The sequence below is a fragment of the Pseudomonas sp. 2822-15 genome (assembly GCF_002742515.1).
GTDB classification, from domain to species: Bacteria; Pseudomonadota; Gammaproteobacteria; order Pseudomonadales; family Pseudomonadaceae; genus Aquipseudomonas; species Aquipseudomonas salomonii.
In genome coordinates this window covers 481,887-498,901 of the sequence record NZ_LJRY01000183.1, presented here as the reverse complement: position 1 = coordinate 498,901, position 17,015 = coordinate 481,887, and the positions used below count along the sequence as shown (strand labels likewise).

At 60.5% G+C, this 17,015-nt stretch carries 11 protein-coding genes; 9 read left to right on the top strand and 2 right to left on the bottom strand.

Annotated elements, in window-relative coordinates:
• Positions 1-32 precede the first annotated feature (32 nt).
• Positions 33-281: a DUF6124 family protein gene (locus AOA59_RS14340; protein ID WP_099487979.1), complete on the bottom strand. Its 249-nt coding sequence runs from the start codon at positions 279-281 to the stop codon at positions 33-35.
• A 670-nt stretch (positions 282-951) separates the two neighbouring features.
• Between AOA59_RS14340 and AOA59_RS14330 the strand changes: the two genes are divergently transcribed.
• The 9 genes from AOA59_RS14330 (at position 952) to AOA59_RS14290 (ending at position 11,089) form a co-directional block, all read left to right on the top strand.
• The gene (locus AOA59_RS14330) at positions 952-1,347 is read left to right on the top strand and encodes a DUF2946 domain-containing protein (protein ID WP_099487974.1); all 396 of its coding nucleotides are present in this window, start codon (positions 952-954) and stop codon (positions 1,345-1,347) included.
• Between the two features lie 46 nt (positions 1,348-1,393).
• A complete protein-coding gene (locus AOA59_RS14325; protein ID WP_099487972.1) occupies positions 1,394-1,876 on the top strand; it encodes a copper chaperone PCu(A)C in 483 nt (160 codons plus the stop codon).
• Between the two features lie 11 nt (positions 1,877-1,887).
• Positions 1,888-2,298: a DUF2946 domain-containing protein gene (locus AOA59_RS14320; protein ID WP_099487971.1), complete on the top strand. Its 411-nt coding sequence runs from the start codon at positions 1,888-1,890 to the stop codon at positions 2,296-2,298.
• Positions 2,299-2,391: 93 nt separating this feature from the next.
• Positions 2,392-4,452 (top strand): TonB-dependent copper receptor, encoded by a 2,061-nt coding sequence (locus AOA59_RS14315; protein WP_099487969.1) that lies wholly within the window; start codon positions 2,392-2,394, stop codon positions 4,450-4,452.
• 135 nt (positions 4,453-4,587) lie between these two features.
• Positions 4,588-5,970, top strand: coding sequence for a PepSY domain-containing protein (locus tag AOA59_RS14310; protein WP_099487967.1), 1,383 nt, complete (start codon positions 4,588-4,590; stop codon positions 5,968-5,970).
• A 153-nt stretch (positions 5,971-6,123) separates the two neighbouring features.
• A complete protein-coding gene (locus AOA59_RS14305; RefSeq protein ID WP_099487965.1) occupies positions 6,124-8,232 on the top strand; it encodes a TonB-dependent siderophore receptor in 2,109 nt (702 codons plus the stop codon).
• 117 nt (positions 8,233-8,349) lie between these two features.
• Positions 8,350-9,138 (top strand): ABC transporter ATP-binding protein, encoded by a 789-nt coding sequence (locus tag AOA59_RS14300; RefSeq protein WP_099487963.1) that lies wholly within the window; start codon positions 8,350-8,352, stop codon positions 9,136-9,138.
• Positions 9,135-10,082, top strand: a complete 948-nt coding sequence (locus AOA59_RS14295; RefSeq protein WP_099487961.1) for an ABC transporter substrate-binding protein — start codon at positions 9,135-9,137, stop codon at positions 10,080-10,082. Before AOA59_RS14300 ends, AOA59_RS14295 begins: the two co-directional genes overlap by 4 nt.
• Positions 10,079-11,089, top strand: coding sequence for an iron ABC transporter permease (locus tag AOA59_RS14290; protein WP_099487960.1), 1,011 nt, complete (start codon positions 10,079-10,081; stop codon positions 11,087-11,089). Before AOA59_RS14295 ends, AOA59_RS14290 begins: the two co-directional genes overlap by 4 nt.
• A 2-nt stretch (positions 11,090-11,091) precedes the next feature.
• On the opposite strand, the gene AOA59_RS14285 is transcribed toward AOA59_RS14290, so the two are convergent.
• Entirely contained in the window at positions 11,092-16,968 is a 5,877-nt protein-coding gene (locus AOA59_RS14285) for a DUF4329 domain-containing protein (protein ID WP_099487959.1), read from the bottom strand.
• Between the last annotated feature and the right edge of the window lie 47 nt (positions 16,969-17,015).

Here is a 17,015-nt window from a genome sequence, read left to right as displayed (position 1 = left end):
AGCAAGCCCGCTCCCACACTTGGAATGCATTATCAGGCTGCTGCCGTCGACTGCCCTATGCCTTTATGCACGCGATCAGCCAGCAATTGCGCCAGCTCAATCAACTGCGCAACGCCCAGCAACTCCTCTCGCTTCGGGCCATCCAGGTCAAACGCCAGATCGCAACTCAGCGCATTGGCCGAGGCGAGTGTTTCGCTGAGGTTGACCAGCAGGTCTTCGGTGCTGATTCCGTCGGCTACGGTGAATAGGCAAATGGGGGGATTTGGGGTGGGTTTGATCATTGTGAATTTCCTTAATCTAAGTGGAGCCGCCACTGATCGCCGCGATGCGATAAAGGGTGGCAGCTGTGCGCAGGTTCGCGGACCGGAGATTAAGGAAACCGGCATACCCGAAGGTATCCCGCGCACAGCCACCATAGCGCCGCACAGTAGACGATAAAAAAGCGTCAACTGAAAGGAGGCAATGCTTAATCAATCCGGGCCGCGACGCCCGACCGCTGCGTGTGCAGCGGTGTACGCAGACTAGAATTCCACCGTCCTAGGGACAACCTTAAAACCCTGTCGGACGTTTCCGTAGACGACCACTACACTTAGGTTATGTAGAGGCTCAACTAGAAGCGGCCTACATGAGCAGGACATTGCTCGTGCAACCAGCAAGCTCAACACCAAGCCATAGCCAAACACACACCAAACTGTGGGAGCTGGCTTGCCTGCGATAGCATCGCCTCGGTACTGCTGGAAAACCGTGTTATCCGCATCGCAGGCAAGCCAGCTCCCACAGGGTTCAGCGTCACGCTGGAGATCGCGACCCGTCGGTAAAATTGGCAATCCGTGGTTCCCGGCTATCATGAAGGCAACCACTGCGACACCAAACCACACCGCCGCTTTTTACTTATGCCCCCCGATCAGGCTAAATACCCACCTGATCGCTTAACCCTACGGATTGTCCGCCATGGCCCGTCAACGCTTTGCAATTGTGTGGATCGCCTGCTTTGCAGTGCTGTTCAACGCCTTTGCCATGCCGATGGCCAGCGCGATGCGACAGTCCCAGGACCCCGCACAGCAATTACTGTGGGGCAGTTTCTGTTCGTCCAATGGCGCCAGTCTCAAGACCATTGCCTTGGGCACGTTGGACATTCCAACGCCGCCCCAGGAAGATCATTCCGCCATGCAGCATTGCTGGTGCTGCTCGGGCTCACCGCCGTTAGTGGCGTTGCCGGGGCATGTGCCGCAGCTGTATGTCACGCGTTTTGATCCGGTGCCGGGCCTGCCGCCGCCGGCACTGCAAGCCCCGACGCCGCGTCAGCAATGGCCGAGCCTTAACCCCCGCGCCTCTCCAACGGTCTGATTTCTTCGCAAGTGAACTGCGTTTAGAACCGTTCTGGAGAACTGCCATGCTTAAATCTTCCCTGCTGCTGGCCGCCTTGTTGCTGCCGGTGTTCAGTGCTGCCAATGCCGACGACTACAAGGCCGGCGACCTGCTGGTCAGCGATCCCTGGTCCCAGGAATTGCCGCCGAATGCGCCGACTGTCGCTGCCTATTTTGTGATTCATAACCAAGGTGACAGCGCGGATCGCCTGGTTAGCGTCGATACGCCCGTAGCTGCCGAAGCCCAGCTGCATGAGCATGTGATGCAAGGCGACCTGATGAAGATGCAACAGGTGCCCAGCGTTGCCGTACCGGCCAAGGGTGATCTGACCTTCGCACCGATGGCCTACCACGTGATGCTGCTGGGCCTGAAAGACCGCGCCCAACTGCGCGACGGCCAACACTTCCCACTGACCCTGAACTTCGAAAAAGCCGGCCCGGTGCAAGTCGAAGTCTCGGTACAAAAAACACCGCCCATGGCGACACACGAGCATAAGCACGCTCAATAGGCCAACACTCGATGGGCGCCCCTCGCGCCAGGTTGTCGCCACACCGCCGCAGGCCCATGAGCCTGGCGCGCGGCAGTTGGATCAGCCTGTTCGCCATGCTGATGATCTTTATCGGTCCGCTGATTTCCCAAGCGATGCCGATGGATCATCACGCCGGTATGTCGATGGAAATGTCCATGGACATGCCGTCGAGCAGCCATGGCGAACACCAGCAAGCCCCCAGCGAACACCACGCCCTCTGGGCAAAGTGCGGGTATTGCGACCTGCTGTTCAGTTGCCCGGCCCTGCCCGGCAGCGTCTCCCATGTCAGCCTCGGCACCCCGCCACCGGCGAATGCCCTGACGCCCGCCACCCGCCTGGGCCACGCCCGGCAAAGCATTTTCCCCGGCGCCCGCAGCCGCGCCCCGCCCATCGCTTCGTAAGCACTTCACAGCATCACTTCACACCGGCCGACTTCATACAGACAGCCGCAGGCTGCTGGCCGTGTTGTTTACGATTGATTGATGGAATTTGTCATGTCCAGGTTTTCTGCTGACTCCCGTTTGGGATGTACCCCCGTTCTCGCCGTTCTGTGTGGCGCGCTGTTGGCACCACACGCCCAGGCCGAGGATCACGAACTGAGCCCCACGGTAATCACCGCGATCGCCCCCAGCTCGCCGCTGACCGTGATTACCAACCCCAAAGACCCACGCCAACCGGTGCCCGCCAGCGACGGCGGCGACTACCTCAAGACCATCCCCGGCTTCGCGCTGGTGCGCAACGGCGGCACCAATGGCGACCCGGTGCTACGCGGCATGTTCGGTTCGCGCCTGAATATCCTCACCAACGGCGGCATGATGCTCGGCGCCTGCCCAGGGCGAATGGACGCGCCTACCTCGTATATCTCGCCGGAAACCTACGACAAGCTCACCGTGATCAAAGGCCCGCAAACCGTGCTCTGGGGGCCTGGCGCGTCGGCCGGTACCATCCTGTTCGAGCGTGAGCCCGAGCAATTCGGCGAGCTGGGCACGCGGGTCAACGCCAGTGTGCTGGCCGGCTCCAACGGGCGCTTCGACAAGGTGGTCGATGCCGCCGCCGGAGGGCCTTTGGGCTACGTGCGGGTGATCGGCAACCAGGCTCACGCCGATGACTACAAGGACGGCAATAACGACACCGTCGCCTCGCGCTACGACAAGTGGAATGGCGACGTGGCCGTCGGTTTTACCCCCGACGCCGACACCCTGCTGGAACTCACCGCCGGCCGTGGCGATGGCGAAGCGCGCTACGCCGGGCGCGGCATGGATGGTTCGCAGTTTCTGCGCGAAAGCCTGGGGCTGCGCTTTGAAAAATCCAATATCGGTGAGGTACTGGATAAGGTCCAAGCGCAGGTCTACTACAACTACGCCGACCATGTGATGGACAACTACAGCCTGCGTACGCCGTCGGGCACCGGCATGATGGCCGGGCCGATGGCTTCCAACGTCGACCGCCGCACCCTCGGCGCACGCATCAAGGCGACCTGGCGCTGGGCCGATGTGCAACTGATCAGCGGCCTGGACGCGCAGACCAACGAGCATCGCCAGCGCAGCAGCATGGGCATCGACACCTACAAGGATCTGCCACGGGTCAAGGACGCCAACTTCCACAATTACGGGGTGTTCAGCGAACTGACCTGGTACGCCGCCGAGCGTGATCGGCTGATCACCGGCGCCCGCCTGGACCGCGCCTCTGCCAAGGATTTTCGCCAGCGCACGGGCTCGGGAATGATGTCGCGCCCCAACCCGACCGCCAACGACACCCGCGCCGACACTTTGCCCTCGGGCTTTGTGCGTTATGAGCATGACCTGGCCGACACGCCCACCACGGTCTACGCAGGGCTCGGCCATTCGGAGCGTTTTCCGGATTACTGGGAGCTGTTTTCGCCCAACACCGGCGCGGTGGGTTCGGTGAATGCCTTTGACGGCGTGAAGCCGGAGAAAACCACCCAACTCGACGTCGGCGCGCAGTACAAAACCGCCGACCTGGAAGCCTGGGCCTCTGGTTATATCGGCCGGGTGCAGGACTTTATCCTGTTCGACTACAAGCCCGGCATGATGGGCACCACCTCCCAAGCTCGCAACGTTGACGCACGCATCGTGGGCGGTGAATTGGGCGCGGCGTACAAGCTGACCCGGCACTGGAAAGCCGACGCCAGCCTCGCCTATGCCTGGGGCAAAAACACCAGCGACGGCAAGGCGCTGCCGCAAATGCCACCGCTGGACGCGCGTTTGGGTCTCACCTACAGCCAGGACGACTGGAGCGCCGGCGCCTTGTGGCGTGTGGTCGCGGCGCAAAACCGCATCGACCAGAACAAGGGCAACGTGGTCGGCAAGGACTTTGACAAAAGCAGCGGTTTTGGCGTGTTCTCGCTGAACGCGGCGTACCGCATCAATAAAAACTTCAAGGTCAGCACCGGCGTCGACAACCTGTTCGGCAAAGCCTATGCCGAGCATTTGAACCTGGCCGGTAACGCAGGCTTCGGCTACCCGGCCAACGACCCGCAAGCCGTCAAGGAGCCGGGGCGCACCCTTTGGACCAAGGTGGATATGAGCTTCTAAGAGCATCGCGGGCAAGTCGAATCGTCGCACCGCCGCTCCCACACTTGGATTGCATTCATTCCCCCGTGGGAGCTGGCTTGCCTGCGATAGCGGTGTAACCAACACAAAAAATTGAAAGCCTTGCGGAGCCTAATGATGACCACCCCAAAAATTTCCTTCTACAACCTGGCCTGGCGCTGGCACTTCTACGCCGGCCTTTTCGTCGCCCCTTTCATGGTGCTGCTGGCTCTCACCGGCATCATCTACCTGTTCAAACCCCAGCTCGACCCGCTGATGTACGGCAACCTGCTCAAGGTGCAAAGTGCCGAGCACGCCCTGAGCGCCGACGAGCAACTGCAACGCGCCCAGGCAGCCTTTCCCCAAGGCAAAATCAGCAAATACCTGCCACCTGCCGACGCCACCAGCAGCGCGCAGTTCGTGATGCACAACGATGGCCGCGACGTGACGGTATTCGTCGACCCGTATCGCGGCACCGTCCTCGGTGAACAGGATGCCAAATACAACCTGCAAGCCATCGCCCGCGCACTGCATGGCGAGCTGATGATCGGCACCGTGGGTGATCGCCTGGTGGAACTCGCCGCCGGTTGGGGCGTGATGCTGGTGGTGTCCGGCGTGTACCTGTGGTGGCCACGCGGCAAGTCTTCGGCCGGGGTGTTGTGGCCACGGTTCAACAGCCGTGGCCGAGTGTTCTGGCGCGATATGCATGCGGTCGCCGGTTTCTGGGGCGCGGCATTTTTGCTGGTGATGCTGCTCAGCGGCATGACCTGGACCGGCTTCTGGGGCAAGCAATACGCCGAGCTGTGGAATAAGTTTCCCGCAGCGATGTGGAACAACGTGCCGCAGTCCGACCAGCAAGCGCGCAGCCTCAATACGGCCAGCCGGCAGACCGTGCCGTGGGCCATGGAGAACACGCCGATGCCGATGTCCGGCGACCACGCCGAACATATGAACCACGGCGCCATGCATTCAGGTCCTGCCGCGCCGACTGTACGCCTGCAACAAGTGGTCGACCTGGCCAACGCACGCAAGGTCGAACCCGGCTACAGCATCACGTTCCCCACCACCGCCGAAGGCGTGTTCACCGTCGCGGTGTTCGCCAACGACCCACGCAATGACGCGACCCTGCATGTGGACCAGTACACCGGCAAAGTGCTGGCTGATGTACGCTGGGAACACTACAACCTCGTCGCACGCGCCACCGAAACCGGCGTGATGCTGCATGAAGGCAAGATGTTCGGCTGGGTCAATCAGCTGATCGTGCTGGTGATCTGCCTGATGATTCTGCTCAGTGCGGTGAGTGGCGTGGTGATCTGGTGGAAACGTCGGCCACACGGTGGGCTGGGCGTGCCGCCGTTGCGCCATGACCTGCCCAAGTGGAAAACCGCGATGGTGATCATGCTCGCACTGGCGATTATTTTTCCGCTGGTGGGCGCGTCGCTGGTCGTGGTGTGGGCATTGGATCGTTTGGTGCTGGCGCGCCTTTTCAACCAACGTGAATCTGCCTCAGGTTCTGCATGAGGCAGGCGAGATGCCCACGGCAGAGGCCTTCTGTAGCCTTGCGCGACTTTTGTCGCGCAGCCAATAAGCGTTAACTTATAACACTTTCTGCGTTATCGTTGCTCGCCGCGCCCTGCGGCGAGCACACCCTTTCAAGAAGCGATTGATCGACCGATGAACAAGTACCTTGCGTGCGGCGTATGCCTGCTCGCCCTGCACAACAATGCCCAGGCGCTGACCCTGCCCGCCAGCCCCGTGACCGCGCCCGCCGTGGATGACGAACGTGTCGACCTGAACACGCCGACCACTGCCGGTTCGCGCCTGAACCTCACCGCCTTGCAAACCCCAGGCAGTGTCGAGAGCCAGACCGGCGAGAAGATCCGCGAACGCGGCGACGCCAGTGTGCAGGACGCCATCTCCCGCGCCACCGGCATCAGCCGCACCGGCTCGCCGGGCGACGGCGGCACGTCGTTGCAGGCCCGTGGTTTTACAGGGCAGAGTTCGGTACTGCAGCTGTACGACGGGCAGCGCATGTTCGACGGTGCAGGCACCTCCACCTTCCCGGTGGATACCTGGTCGGTTGAGCGCGTGGATGTGCTGCGCGGCCCGGCCTCGGTGATGTACGGCCAGGGCGCCACCGGTGCGGTGATCAATACCATTGCGAAGAAGCCGTTCAGCGGCGAAATCGAAAACCATGTGCGCCTGGGCTATGGCTCCGATGACCGCCAGCAGCAAGCGCTGGACAGCGGCGGCTCGCTGACCGACACCCTGAGCTACCGCCTGAACGTCAACCGCCTGCGCAGCAACGGCTTTATCGCACGCGGCGACTCCGCCAGCGACTTCGTCAGCGGCGCGCTGCGCTGGCAGCCGGCCGATAACCTGAGTGTTACCCTGGCCCACGACTACGGCGACCAGAGCCCGCAGAACTATTACGGCACGCCGCTGATCAACGGCCAGTTGCACAAAGGCCTGCGCGACAAGAACTACAACGTCAGCAACGACAAACAGCACTACAACGACCAGTGGACGCGCCTGACCAGCGAGTGGCAGATCAACGACAACGTCAGCGCCACCAACGAGCTGTCGTACCTGAAAAACCAGCGCCGCTGGCAGAACGCCGAGAGCTACAATTTTGTGGATGGCGGCCTGGTGCGTCAGGACTACCTGGGCATCAAGCACAACCAGGAACAGGTCGGTGACCGCCAGACGATCACCTTCAAACACACGCTGTTGGGCCTCGACAGCCAGACGGTCACAGGCGTCGAGTACAACCGCATTCGCTTCCGCCTGGCCAGCAACGCGCCGTTTAGCGACATGCCGGGCGGCGGCCAGCCGGTGGATATTCAACATCCGGTGCCGCAGCCGTTTGAAAGCAGCAGCCCGTTCATTCCACAAGCGGTCACCACCACCAAGCAGCTCGCGGCCTTCGCCGAAAACCGCCTGCAATTGACCGACAAACTCTTGCTGATCACCGGCGCGCGCCGCGACTACCTGCACATCGACAGCAATGACCTGACAACCGCGAACCAGGACTCCGACAAGACCCTGACCGGCAACAACTGGAAGGCCGGCCTGGTCTACGCGATCACACCGAACACCTCGGTCTACGGCCAGTACGCCACCAGCACCGACGGTGTCGGCAGCCTGATCAGCCTGAGCCCGAGCCAGCAGCAGTTTGGTTTGTCCACCGCCAAACAGGCCGAAATCGGCTTCAAGCAGGCGTTCTGGGACGCGCGTGGCGAATGGACCCTGGCGGCTTATCACATCGTCAAAAAGAAACTGCTGGTGAGCATTCCCGGCACCACGCTCAAGGAGCAAGTCGGCCAGCAATCGTCCAACGGCCTGGAAGCCAGCCTCGACCTGCAACTGCCCAACGCCTGGCAATTGCAAGCCAACGCGGCCATTGTGCGGGCGCAGTACGATGACTTTTCCGAAGTGGTCAACGGCCAGGCGGTTTCCCGCGACGGCAACCGCCCGGTGGACGTGCCCAACCGCACCGCCAACCTGTGGTTGAGCAAGGCGTTGACCGATGACATTCGCGCCGGTGCCGGTGTGCGTTACGTCAGCGCCCGTTATGCCGACACCGCCAACAGCAGCGAAGTGCCGAGCTACACCGTGGCCGACGCCACCGTATCGTGGAAAGCCATGCGCAATACCACCCTGGGCCTTGAGCTGAACAACCTGTTCAACCGCACCTACGCCGTCAGCCAGTACAACAATGGTCAACAGTGGATACTGGGTGAGCCGCGTTCGTTCTTCGTCACGGCGGACTACACCTTCTAACTGAAACACATGGACCAGTGTGGGAGCTGGCTTGCCTGCGATAGCGGTCTGCCTGATACACCGCTATCGCAGGCAAGCCAGCTCCCACCATTAACTGTGTTGAACTTGAGAATATTGATGGCTTCACTCACCCTCACCGACCTTGGCTGGACTCCACCCGGCCACGACCACTGCAACCACCGCTTCCAGCTGCGGGATGCCGGCCTGCAGGTCGGCGCGGGGGAGTTTGTAGGGCTGATCGGCCCCAACGGCAGTGGCAAGACCAGCCTGTTGCGCTGCGCTTATCGCTTCAGCAAACCCGAACGCGGTGACGTGCTGCTCGAACACCAGAATGTCTGGAAGCAAAGCGCCAAGTGGTGCGCACAACGCATCGCTGTGGTGCTGCAGGAGTTCCCCGACACCTTCGGCCTGCGCGTGGACGAAGTGGTCGCCATGGGCCGCACGCCCCACAAGGGGTTGTTCGATGGCGACACACTGCACGACCAGCATCTCATCCGGCAGGCACTGGAATCGGTCGGCATGCACGGCTTCGACGACCACGCGTTCGCCACGCTCTCGGGCGGCGAAAAACAGCGCGTGATCCTCGCACGCGCCTTGGCGCAGCAGCCGCAACTGCTGATCCTCGATGAGCCGACCAACCACCTCGACCCGCGCTATCAGCTGGAGTTGCTGCGGCTGGTCAAGCGCTTGAACATTGGCACCCTGGCCAGCATTCACGACCTGAACCTGGCCGCGGCCTACTGTGATCGTTTGTACGTGATCAACCACGGGCGCATTGTCGCCAGCGGCACGCCCCACCAAGTGCTGACCGCCGAGTTGCTGCGTGATGTCTTCGGCGTCGAAGCCTTGATCGACGCTCACCCTTTGGCCGGCTACCCCCGAATCACCTGGATAACCCAACCATGATCCTGCGCTCCCTGTTGTCTCTCGCGTTGTTGCTCGGCACGGCCCAAGCGTTTGCCGATGCGACCCATTACCCGGTGACCGTCAAAAGCTGCAACCGCGACGTGACCTTCCAGGAAGCGCCGAAACACGCGGTCAGCCACGACATCAACATGACCCAGATGATGCTCGCCCTGGGCCTCAAGGATCACATGGCCGGCTACAGCGGCGTCACCGGTTGGAAGTCGGTCACGCCGCAAATGGCCGAAATCCTCGACGGCCTGCCGGAACTGGCGAGCAAGTACCCGTCGGTGGAAACCCTGCTCAACGCCAACGTGGATTTCTTCTTCGCCGGTTGGGATTACGGCATGCGCGTGGGCGGTGACCTTACGCCGCAAACCTTGCAGCCACTGGGCATCAACGTCTACGAGTTGACCGAGTCCTGCGCTTTCGTGATGAAGCGCCCGGCGGCGACCCTGGACGACACCTATAACGACCTGCGCAACCTGGGCAAGATCTTCGATGTGCAGGAGCGCGCCACGGCCTTGATCGCGCAGATGCAGGCGCAAGTGGCCGAGGTGCAACAGCACCTGCCCGCCGACAAGCCTCGGGTGTTCCTCTATGACAGCGGCGAAGACCGCGCCATGACCTCCGGCCGCCTGGGCATGCCGCAAGCACTGATCACCGCTGCCGGCGGGCGCAATATCCTCGATGACATCGACGCCAGCTGGACCCGCGTCAATTGGGAAACCGTGGTGGAGCGCAACCCGCAGGTGATCGTGATCGTCGATTACAGCGAAATCACCGCCGCGCAGAAAGAACAATTCCTGTTGGATAACCCGGCGTTGCAGTCGGTGGACGCCATCAAGAATCAGCGCTTTATCGTGATCCCGTATGTGCAGGCCACGCCGGGAATCGACAACGTGGTGGCGGTGGAAACCCTGGCCAAAGGGTTCCACGGCGAATGATCAGCCGCCGCTATGCCCTGCTGTTGAGTGCGCTTGGCGCGGTGTTGCTGGTCTCTTGCGTGATCTCGCTGGGGTTTGGCTCGGCGCGGGTGCCGGCGGACGTGGTGTGGCGGATTTTGCTCAACAAGGCCTTCGGCCTTGGCGAGGCCAACTGGAGCACTGGCCAGGAACATATCGTGTGGCTGATCCGCGTGCCGCGCATGTTGCTCGGTGCGCTGGTCGGCGCCGGGTTGGCATTGATCGGCGCCGTGTTGCAGGCGGTGACGCGCAACCCGCTGGCCGACCCGCACCTGCTCGGCGTGACCTCCGGCGCCACCCTGGGCGCGGTGATCGTGGTGCTGCATGTGGGTGAAATCGTCGGGCTGCTGACGCTGCCCATCGCAGCGTTTATCGGCGCCTTGCTGAGCATGCTGGTGGTGCTGGCGGTGGCCAGTCGTAACGGCCGCCTGGAAAGTGATCGCCTGCTGTTGTGCGGCGTAGCCGTGTCCTTCGTGATGATGGCAGCGGCCAACCTGCTGCTGTTCATGGGCGACCATCGCGCCGCCTCGGCGGTGATGTTCTGGATGCTGGGCGGTCTGGGCCTGGCGCGCTGGGAGCTGCTGGCGATCCCCACCGCAACCGTCTTTCTAGGCTTGCTGGTACTGGTGGGCATGGCGCGGCCGCTGAACGCGTTGATGGCCGGCGAACAGACCGCCGTGACCCTGGGCCTCAACGCACGCAATGTGCGCCTCAAAGTGTTTATGGTGGCGTCATTGATGACCGGCGTGCTGGTGTCCATCAGCGGTTCCATCGGTTTTGTCGGGCTGATGGTGCCGCATATTGCGCGGCGCCTTGTGGGCGCCGAACACCGGCGTTTATTGCCGGTGTGTGCACTGCTGGGTAGCCTGTTCCTGGTATGGGTTGACGTCGCTGCGCGCACCCTGATCGCCCCCGAAGACTTGCCCATTGGCGTGGCCACGGCAGCGATTGGCGGGCTGTTTTTTATCGGGTTGATGCGCAAGCGCTAGAGTCAGAGTTCATCCCTTTCACCCTCATACCAAAACTTGCCGACTTGCGGCTCGGACAGCGCTTCGCCCCCGTTCCACTCTGCACCCAATACGCCCACGCGCATCCAGAAAGCATCGGCGACCAATATTGACAGGCTGCCTTGAGCGCGCAATTGACTGACCAGCACACTAGGGTCTGGTGCATCACCAGGACTGAGCAAGGTGGTTTCAGCCTGCGTGAACGCCGGTACATATTTGAGCAGGGCGCCGCCCCGGCTGGACAGGTAGCAACTCTTGGCATAGGGCGCATTACTGCGGATCACCGCCAGATAGCCGCGCAGGTCATCCTTGGAGACGAAGTGGGTCAGCAATTTTTGATCTCTCGGCTCACGGCTGACAGTCGACGGTATCGCTTTGTAGAACGCGTGCACGGCGGCGATCTTGTAGGTGCTCAGGACATTACCGGCGGGGACATCGAACCCGGCATGATCGATCCAAAACAGCAGCTCTCGGGTACTCGTACCTCCCGTGCCCTGGTCCTCCACCGGGTCAATCGCGACATAGCCCTGGATTTGATCCGGCATCAATACCGCGCCCAAATATTGCTTGTCCTGGAAAGGGGCCACCAAGCCTTGGGCATAACGCGCCGCATCGTCGGGATAAAGAAACAACGGCCCACAGAACGAATGAGAATGCGGGTCATCGGCAAACGCATGGGGGGCTTTTTTCGGTGCCCATTGCGCCATCACCCGCTCTTTCCTGCCCCAGACTACACTGGTCACCCGTATTTCCAGTTCGCCCATAGCAGCCAAGCGGCGCACATATTCGCGCACCTTGAGGGTACCGTTTAACAATTGGGAGCGTTCCAAGACCGCATTCTTCGTCCAGTCGTATAACTGCGCCGTCTTTTGAACCAGGTATTTAAGTAATGCCCCGTCGCCACACATCAGGTACAACGGCAGAGCCCTGCCGTTGCTTGCGTAGATGAGAAAGTTCAACGCTTTGCCAATGTCTTGAGGGGGGAAAAAGCTATGCGCCATTTCATCGCCGGCCGGGGCAATCGCCACCGTCGAAGCACAGAGGTACATGCCCTCCAGCACATAACCTTGGGGCAACTGGCCGTTGATAAAAACCCGCCTGAAATCGTCAAATTTCTCCCTGACAAGTGGCAGGGTCGTCATGTACAGCGACTTTTTCACGGTTTTGAGTACGTAACCGAACGATACGTCGGTTTGCGGTTTCGCCATACGCTGGGCGTAGCGGACGGCATCGAACGCCCGGGTAAAGATCGGGCCACAGGCTGAGTCGAACAATACCTGGCGAATATCCCCGGGGTTGGGCGTAGCGTTAGACGTCGCAAACTCTCCCGTTATCTGTCTGGCCTGCCCCCATAAACGATCATTTTTCACCACACTCAGCTGACCCGCCTTCGCCACCAACGTGACGAACTCCAGCGGCGTGAGAACCCCGCTGCGGATTTGCTGTTCGATGAGGTTGTCAACGTAGTCGTCTTTGGCCAGGCTCTGTACCTCCAGACGGTTTTTAAGCGAGTTCTCCGCAATGGAGTTCGAGAGTTGATAACTCAGGATCGAACCATTAGCGCCGAACACATACTCACACATGATGTCGGCATCCCGGTTCAACAAACTCGCCAGTACCGTGCTCGGAATCATGCTTTTGTAGATGGCTTTCTGAGTGCTGGACAGCAGCAGCGGCACCTCTTGATCCAGCAGAGTCCGATAGCGCGCCACAATCGTGCTGCCTCCCGGATAAAGTCCTGTTGAAACCGCGTGGTCAGGGTAGATCCAATTCAAAGCAAGCCCCTGGGGCGGTATGGCCAAGGGCTCCGTTGCGGCATATAACCCGCTGACCAGCTTGAGAATTCCCCCGCCATAAGTGCGGCGATGTCCGTTGCCCGTCAATGTTGCTATGTGGCGGGCCGCGTCATCGGGGCTGGCGAAGGCGGGGCTTAAATGTCGCGGCATCAAGGTTGCGTAACTGGTCCAGGTATTACTGACCAACCCTGCTTTATCCCAGAGCTGGCTGATACGGACCACTTGAAGCTGCCCCCTCAGCGACCACTCCCTGACGAATTCAACGGGCCTCTTAATCCCGGAATCCAACGCTCGTTGTGCGTCACCCAACAACGTATCCGCCGTACCGCCGGACGTTACGTCAATCGGTGGGGGCTTATAGCGCAACAGCGCACCGTCATGCGTTGAAAAATAAATCGGCAGGCTATCGGCACCCCCACCCTTGGCTTCATAGATAGCGGCGTACAGAACATCAGGCTGGACAAAAAACCGAGCCAGCCATTCGTTCGAAGGTCTCAGCCTTTTACGCAGCCATTGCTGCGAGCGAAACAGCCCATGCAGTTCAAAACCATCTGGGAGCTGGTACTGGTCTTGAGTAATGCGTTTAAACACAAGGTAGCGATTGAACAGCTCATCCGTACGGGTGGCACCGACCACCTCGCTCGCAATGTACTGGTCCTTGTCCTTGTGTTTGAGGATAAATGCATAGCACGCCTCCTCGGGAAAATGACGCCCATGCACCCGCCCATGAAGGTCACTGGCCGCATCATCGGCACTGGTAAACACCGCGCCGTAGGTGACGTAGTCAAGCGGGCCGGATCTTGGGGCGTAGTTGTAATTGGCCGACCAGTCGCTGTAGACCACCGAGCGCGGCCCCCAAAGCCGGTTGCCCTGAATGATCTTCAAATCCCCCGTCTCGGCCACTCGCCACACCCAATCGGCGGGCTTGATGTCCCCTCTATCAAGTCGCGCCTGAAAGCTGTTATCCCCGGCTTGAGGGCTGATATTAGCCAGGAGCGTTGTTTCTGCAGAAGACTTGTTTGGGGTGTATTCCAATAAACAATTCGGTGCCGCCGAGAGATAGGCCACTCGCCCGGCCGGGATGATGGCGTACATTTCATTGCAGGAGAACACCTGCTGATTGATCAGCGCCTCGTCCCGTGTCCAGCCGCGCCGCAGGATCGGAACAGGGTCGGCCATGGACAATTCGGGATGAGAGCCGTATCGCCCGTGCAACACATAAGGTTCCGGCGGGATCAGCGGGCCGTGGTTACTGGAAGGGAAAAACAGCGTGTACAAAAATGGATTTTCGCGGCTTTCTATAGGCTCGGTAATCACAAAGCGACCGTCTTCGCCCTTGAGCACGTAACCCCCATAGTAACGATCGCGTCGACTACCGACTTGCTCATGGGCATACACCGCCGCATCGTGTGCAGAGAGAAACGAACGGCTCAGTGTCGCCGTGTAGAACGACACCAGCAGACGGTTATCCACTGGTCCCACGTATCGCCACAAGCCGCCCGCCTCGACCACCGACAGTGCGGTCGCGCTAATAACCCGACGTACATAAGCCCGCGGGCTTAGCGTGCCATCGAGCAGGCCGGCTTGCGCACCGTTATCGTGCAGCTCGCCGGTGCTGGATTCCTGCACCAGCTCGGAGGTGGCCGTGGCCTCGGGCACTTTAAGTGCCAGCAGCGCTGAATCAGAGGCCTGCATGTACAAGGTCAAGCCACGGGTGCGGTGCTGGATGGCCAGAGTCGCCCGTGCCTGGCGGGCGGCGGCGACCACCTGCGACGGCGTAAAGAAGGCACTGGCCAACCAGATTTCCCGAGCGGCAATTTCGTTGGTTTCATACCAACTGCTGAAGTAGATAGCCTCCAGCCGGTACTGGGAAGGTAGCCGCACCCCGCCATCCTGGCGTTTTGGAAACAGCACGGAGGGCGAAAACAGGGGAACACTTCTGGGCAGTGCCAACGTCGCCGCATAGATATTCTCTTGCCTATGTTTGAGTACAACCCCGAACTTAGTGCCAATGTTCTCGGGACCGGCAAGTACAAGCGCACGCATCACGGCATGCTCCGGCCGCGAGTAGGCTTCGGTGAAAAAGGGTTGCTGCTGCTGTGCTGTCGCGGGCGTCCTGATGCGCCAGCCCTTGGAGATAAGTCCACGAACGCCACCCCAAACCGGGTTGGGGATCACCACCGACAGCTCGCCGGCTTCGGCCAGTTTCCAGACAACCTTGGACTCGAAATCACTGGAGGTCTTGTCCTCCACGCCATGCAGCTCCTGGTAATACGCGCTTTCGAGCGCCGAGCCGCTGCTGACGTATTTGATCAGTGCATCATCCGGTCCTGAGAGATAGTGAGCCCTGGCGAAAGCCCGGTTACGGATGCTGAAGCGTAGGTCCGGCCTTGAATAGAAGTTGCCACGCAGCAGCAACTGATCATCACTGTCGTCGGGGTAGTTGATCCTTGCTTGCGCGATATTAGTGACGGGATGGGAGTGGTAGAACGCCTCGGCGCTGTAATCATCAGGGGCGATGAAGTTACCGTCGCTGTCCCTGGCCAAGAGGAGCCCATGTTCGAACACCGCTCGGCGGTCCGGTATCGGATGGGTGGCATAGTAGCGATAACCCCGTTTGAGTATGACTCCTCCATATTCGAGGTCGCGGCGCGTGCCAATCACCTCGTGCGCCCAGCGGGCAGCGTCGTCGGCAGTGATAAAAGCCGGGCTCAATTGCGGCTCGGGAATCTTGGAAAAAGGCCGCCACATTTTGTCCACAGCACCTTTCTTGTCCCAAATATCGCTGGTGCGCTCCACACTCAATTGGCCCGCCTCAGCCACCTGTTTTACCAACCCCTGTGGCAGCAGTGTTCCCGCCTGCAGCAGCGCCTGTATGCCGTTATCCGTGACGCTACCGTCCGCCGCCTGAGCGAAAAGTTGAGACTCGGCGTCGGAGCCAGAAAAGCCATAGCGTAAAACGGCTGCGTCACTTGTGCGGATGTACAACGAACCGGCAGCGGCAACAGATAGCGTCTTGGATAACCTGCGGTAACCAGCGATGTGCGTTGCCAAGTCCAGCGGGCTGATAAAACACTGGTACAGCCAGGCTTGCATAGGCGGGAAAGGCTCGGGTACAGGACTAGAATCAACGTACATGCCGTGCAGTTCCCATCCGGCCGGCAGTACCGGCAACGCGTCACCGGCCAGCCACCCCAGCACCTGCGCAGGCTCCGGCTGAGAAACCGCATACTCAGCCCGGCCTTCGCCTTGCGCCTTGATCACGATGCCGATTTGGCGTGCGGGCGCGGCAACGGGTTCACAAACGTTAATCGCAGCCTGAACTTCGGTGAATACGCCGGTAAACAAAGGCTGAGGGGTTGGCGCACCGCTGCTGAAGGGTTGGAACACCACCCAATCTGCGGGCACGTCGCCTGCCGAGCCGCCCCACAGTGCCGTGGGAACAATCAAGCTCAAGGTACCCAGCGTCGAGAGTTTTTTGACAAAAGTGCTGAACGGACCAAACAGGGCAACTTTGTTATTGCGGGGCCTTCCTGCTTTTATCCAGAGCGCAAAGCTGCGCTCTTCAACGGAGCCACTTGAAGCGTATCGGATCAGCGAGCCGTCGGGGCCGGACAAATACGCTGCCGGAAAGAAATCTCGGTTATTAACCCCATGCCAAAAGTCGCCATCGGAAAAAAAACTCAAAAAAGCTTTGACCGTCTTACTATCAAAGCTCGGATTGGCCTTCTGAGTCAGCTCATGGTCCGCAGGATGCGAATGGTAGGAGGCCACACAGGTGTAACCCTTGGGTTGCTCAAATTGGCCATCGGCGCTGACCGTCAGTACCTCGCGCAGATCAAACTGCAAGCCCTTGCCGGGCACAGGCTCGGTAGCATGATACCTGCCCGTATATTTCCTCAAAACAACCCCGCCGTACTCCTTGTCTCTGCGCGCACCTATTTTTTTGTGCGCCCAATAAGCGGCGTCGGCTTCGTTAATGAATCCTGGGCTGACGGCGGGTAAACGGGTAGTCCCTCGGTTTGAACTGGCTGCGCGCTCCTCGCGCGACAAATTGATGGTCATGGCAACGTCCCTGAATAGTGAGAACCGCCTCAGTGCCCAAGGACTCT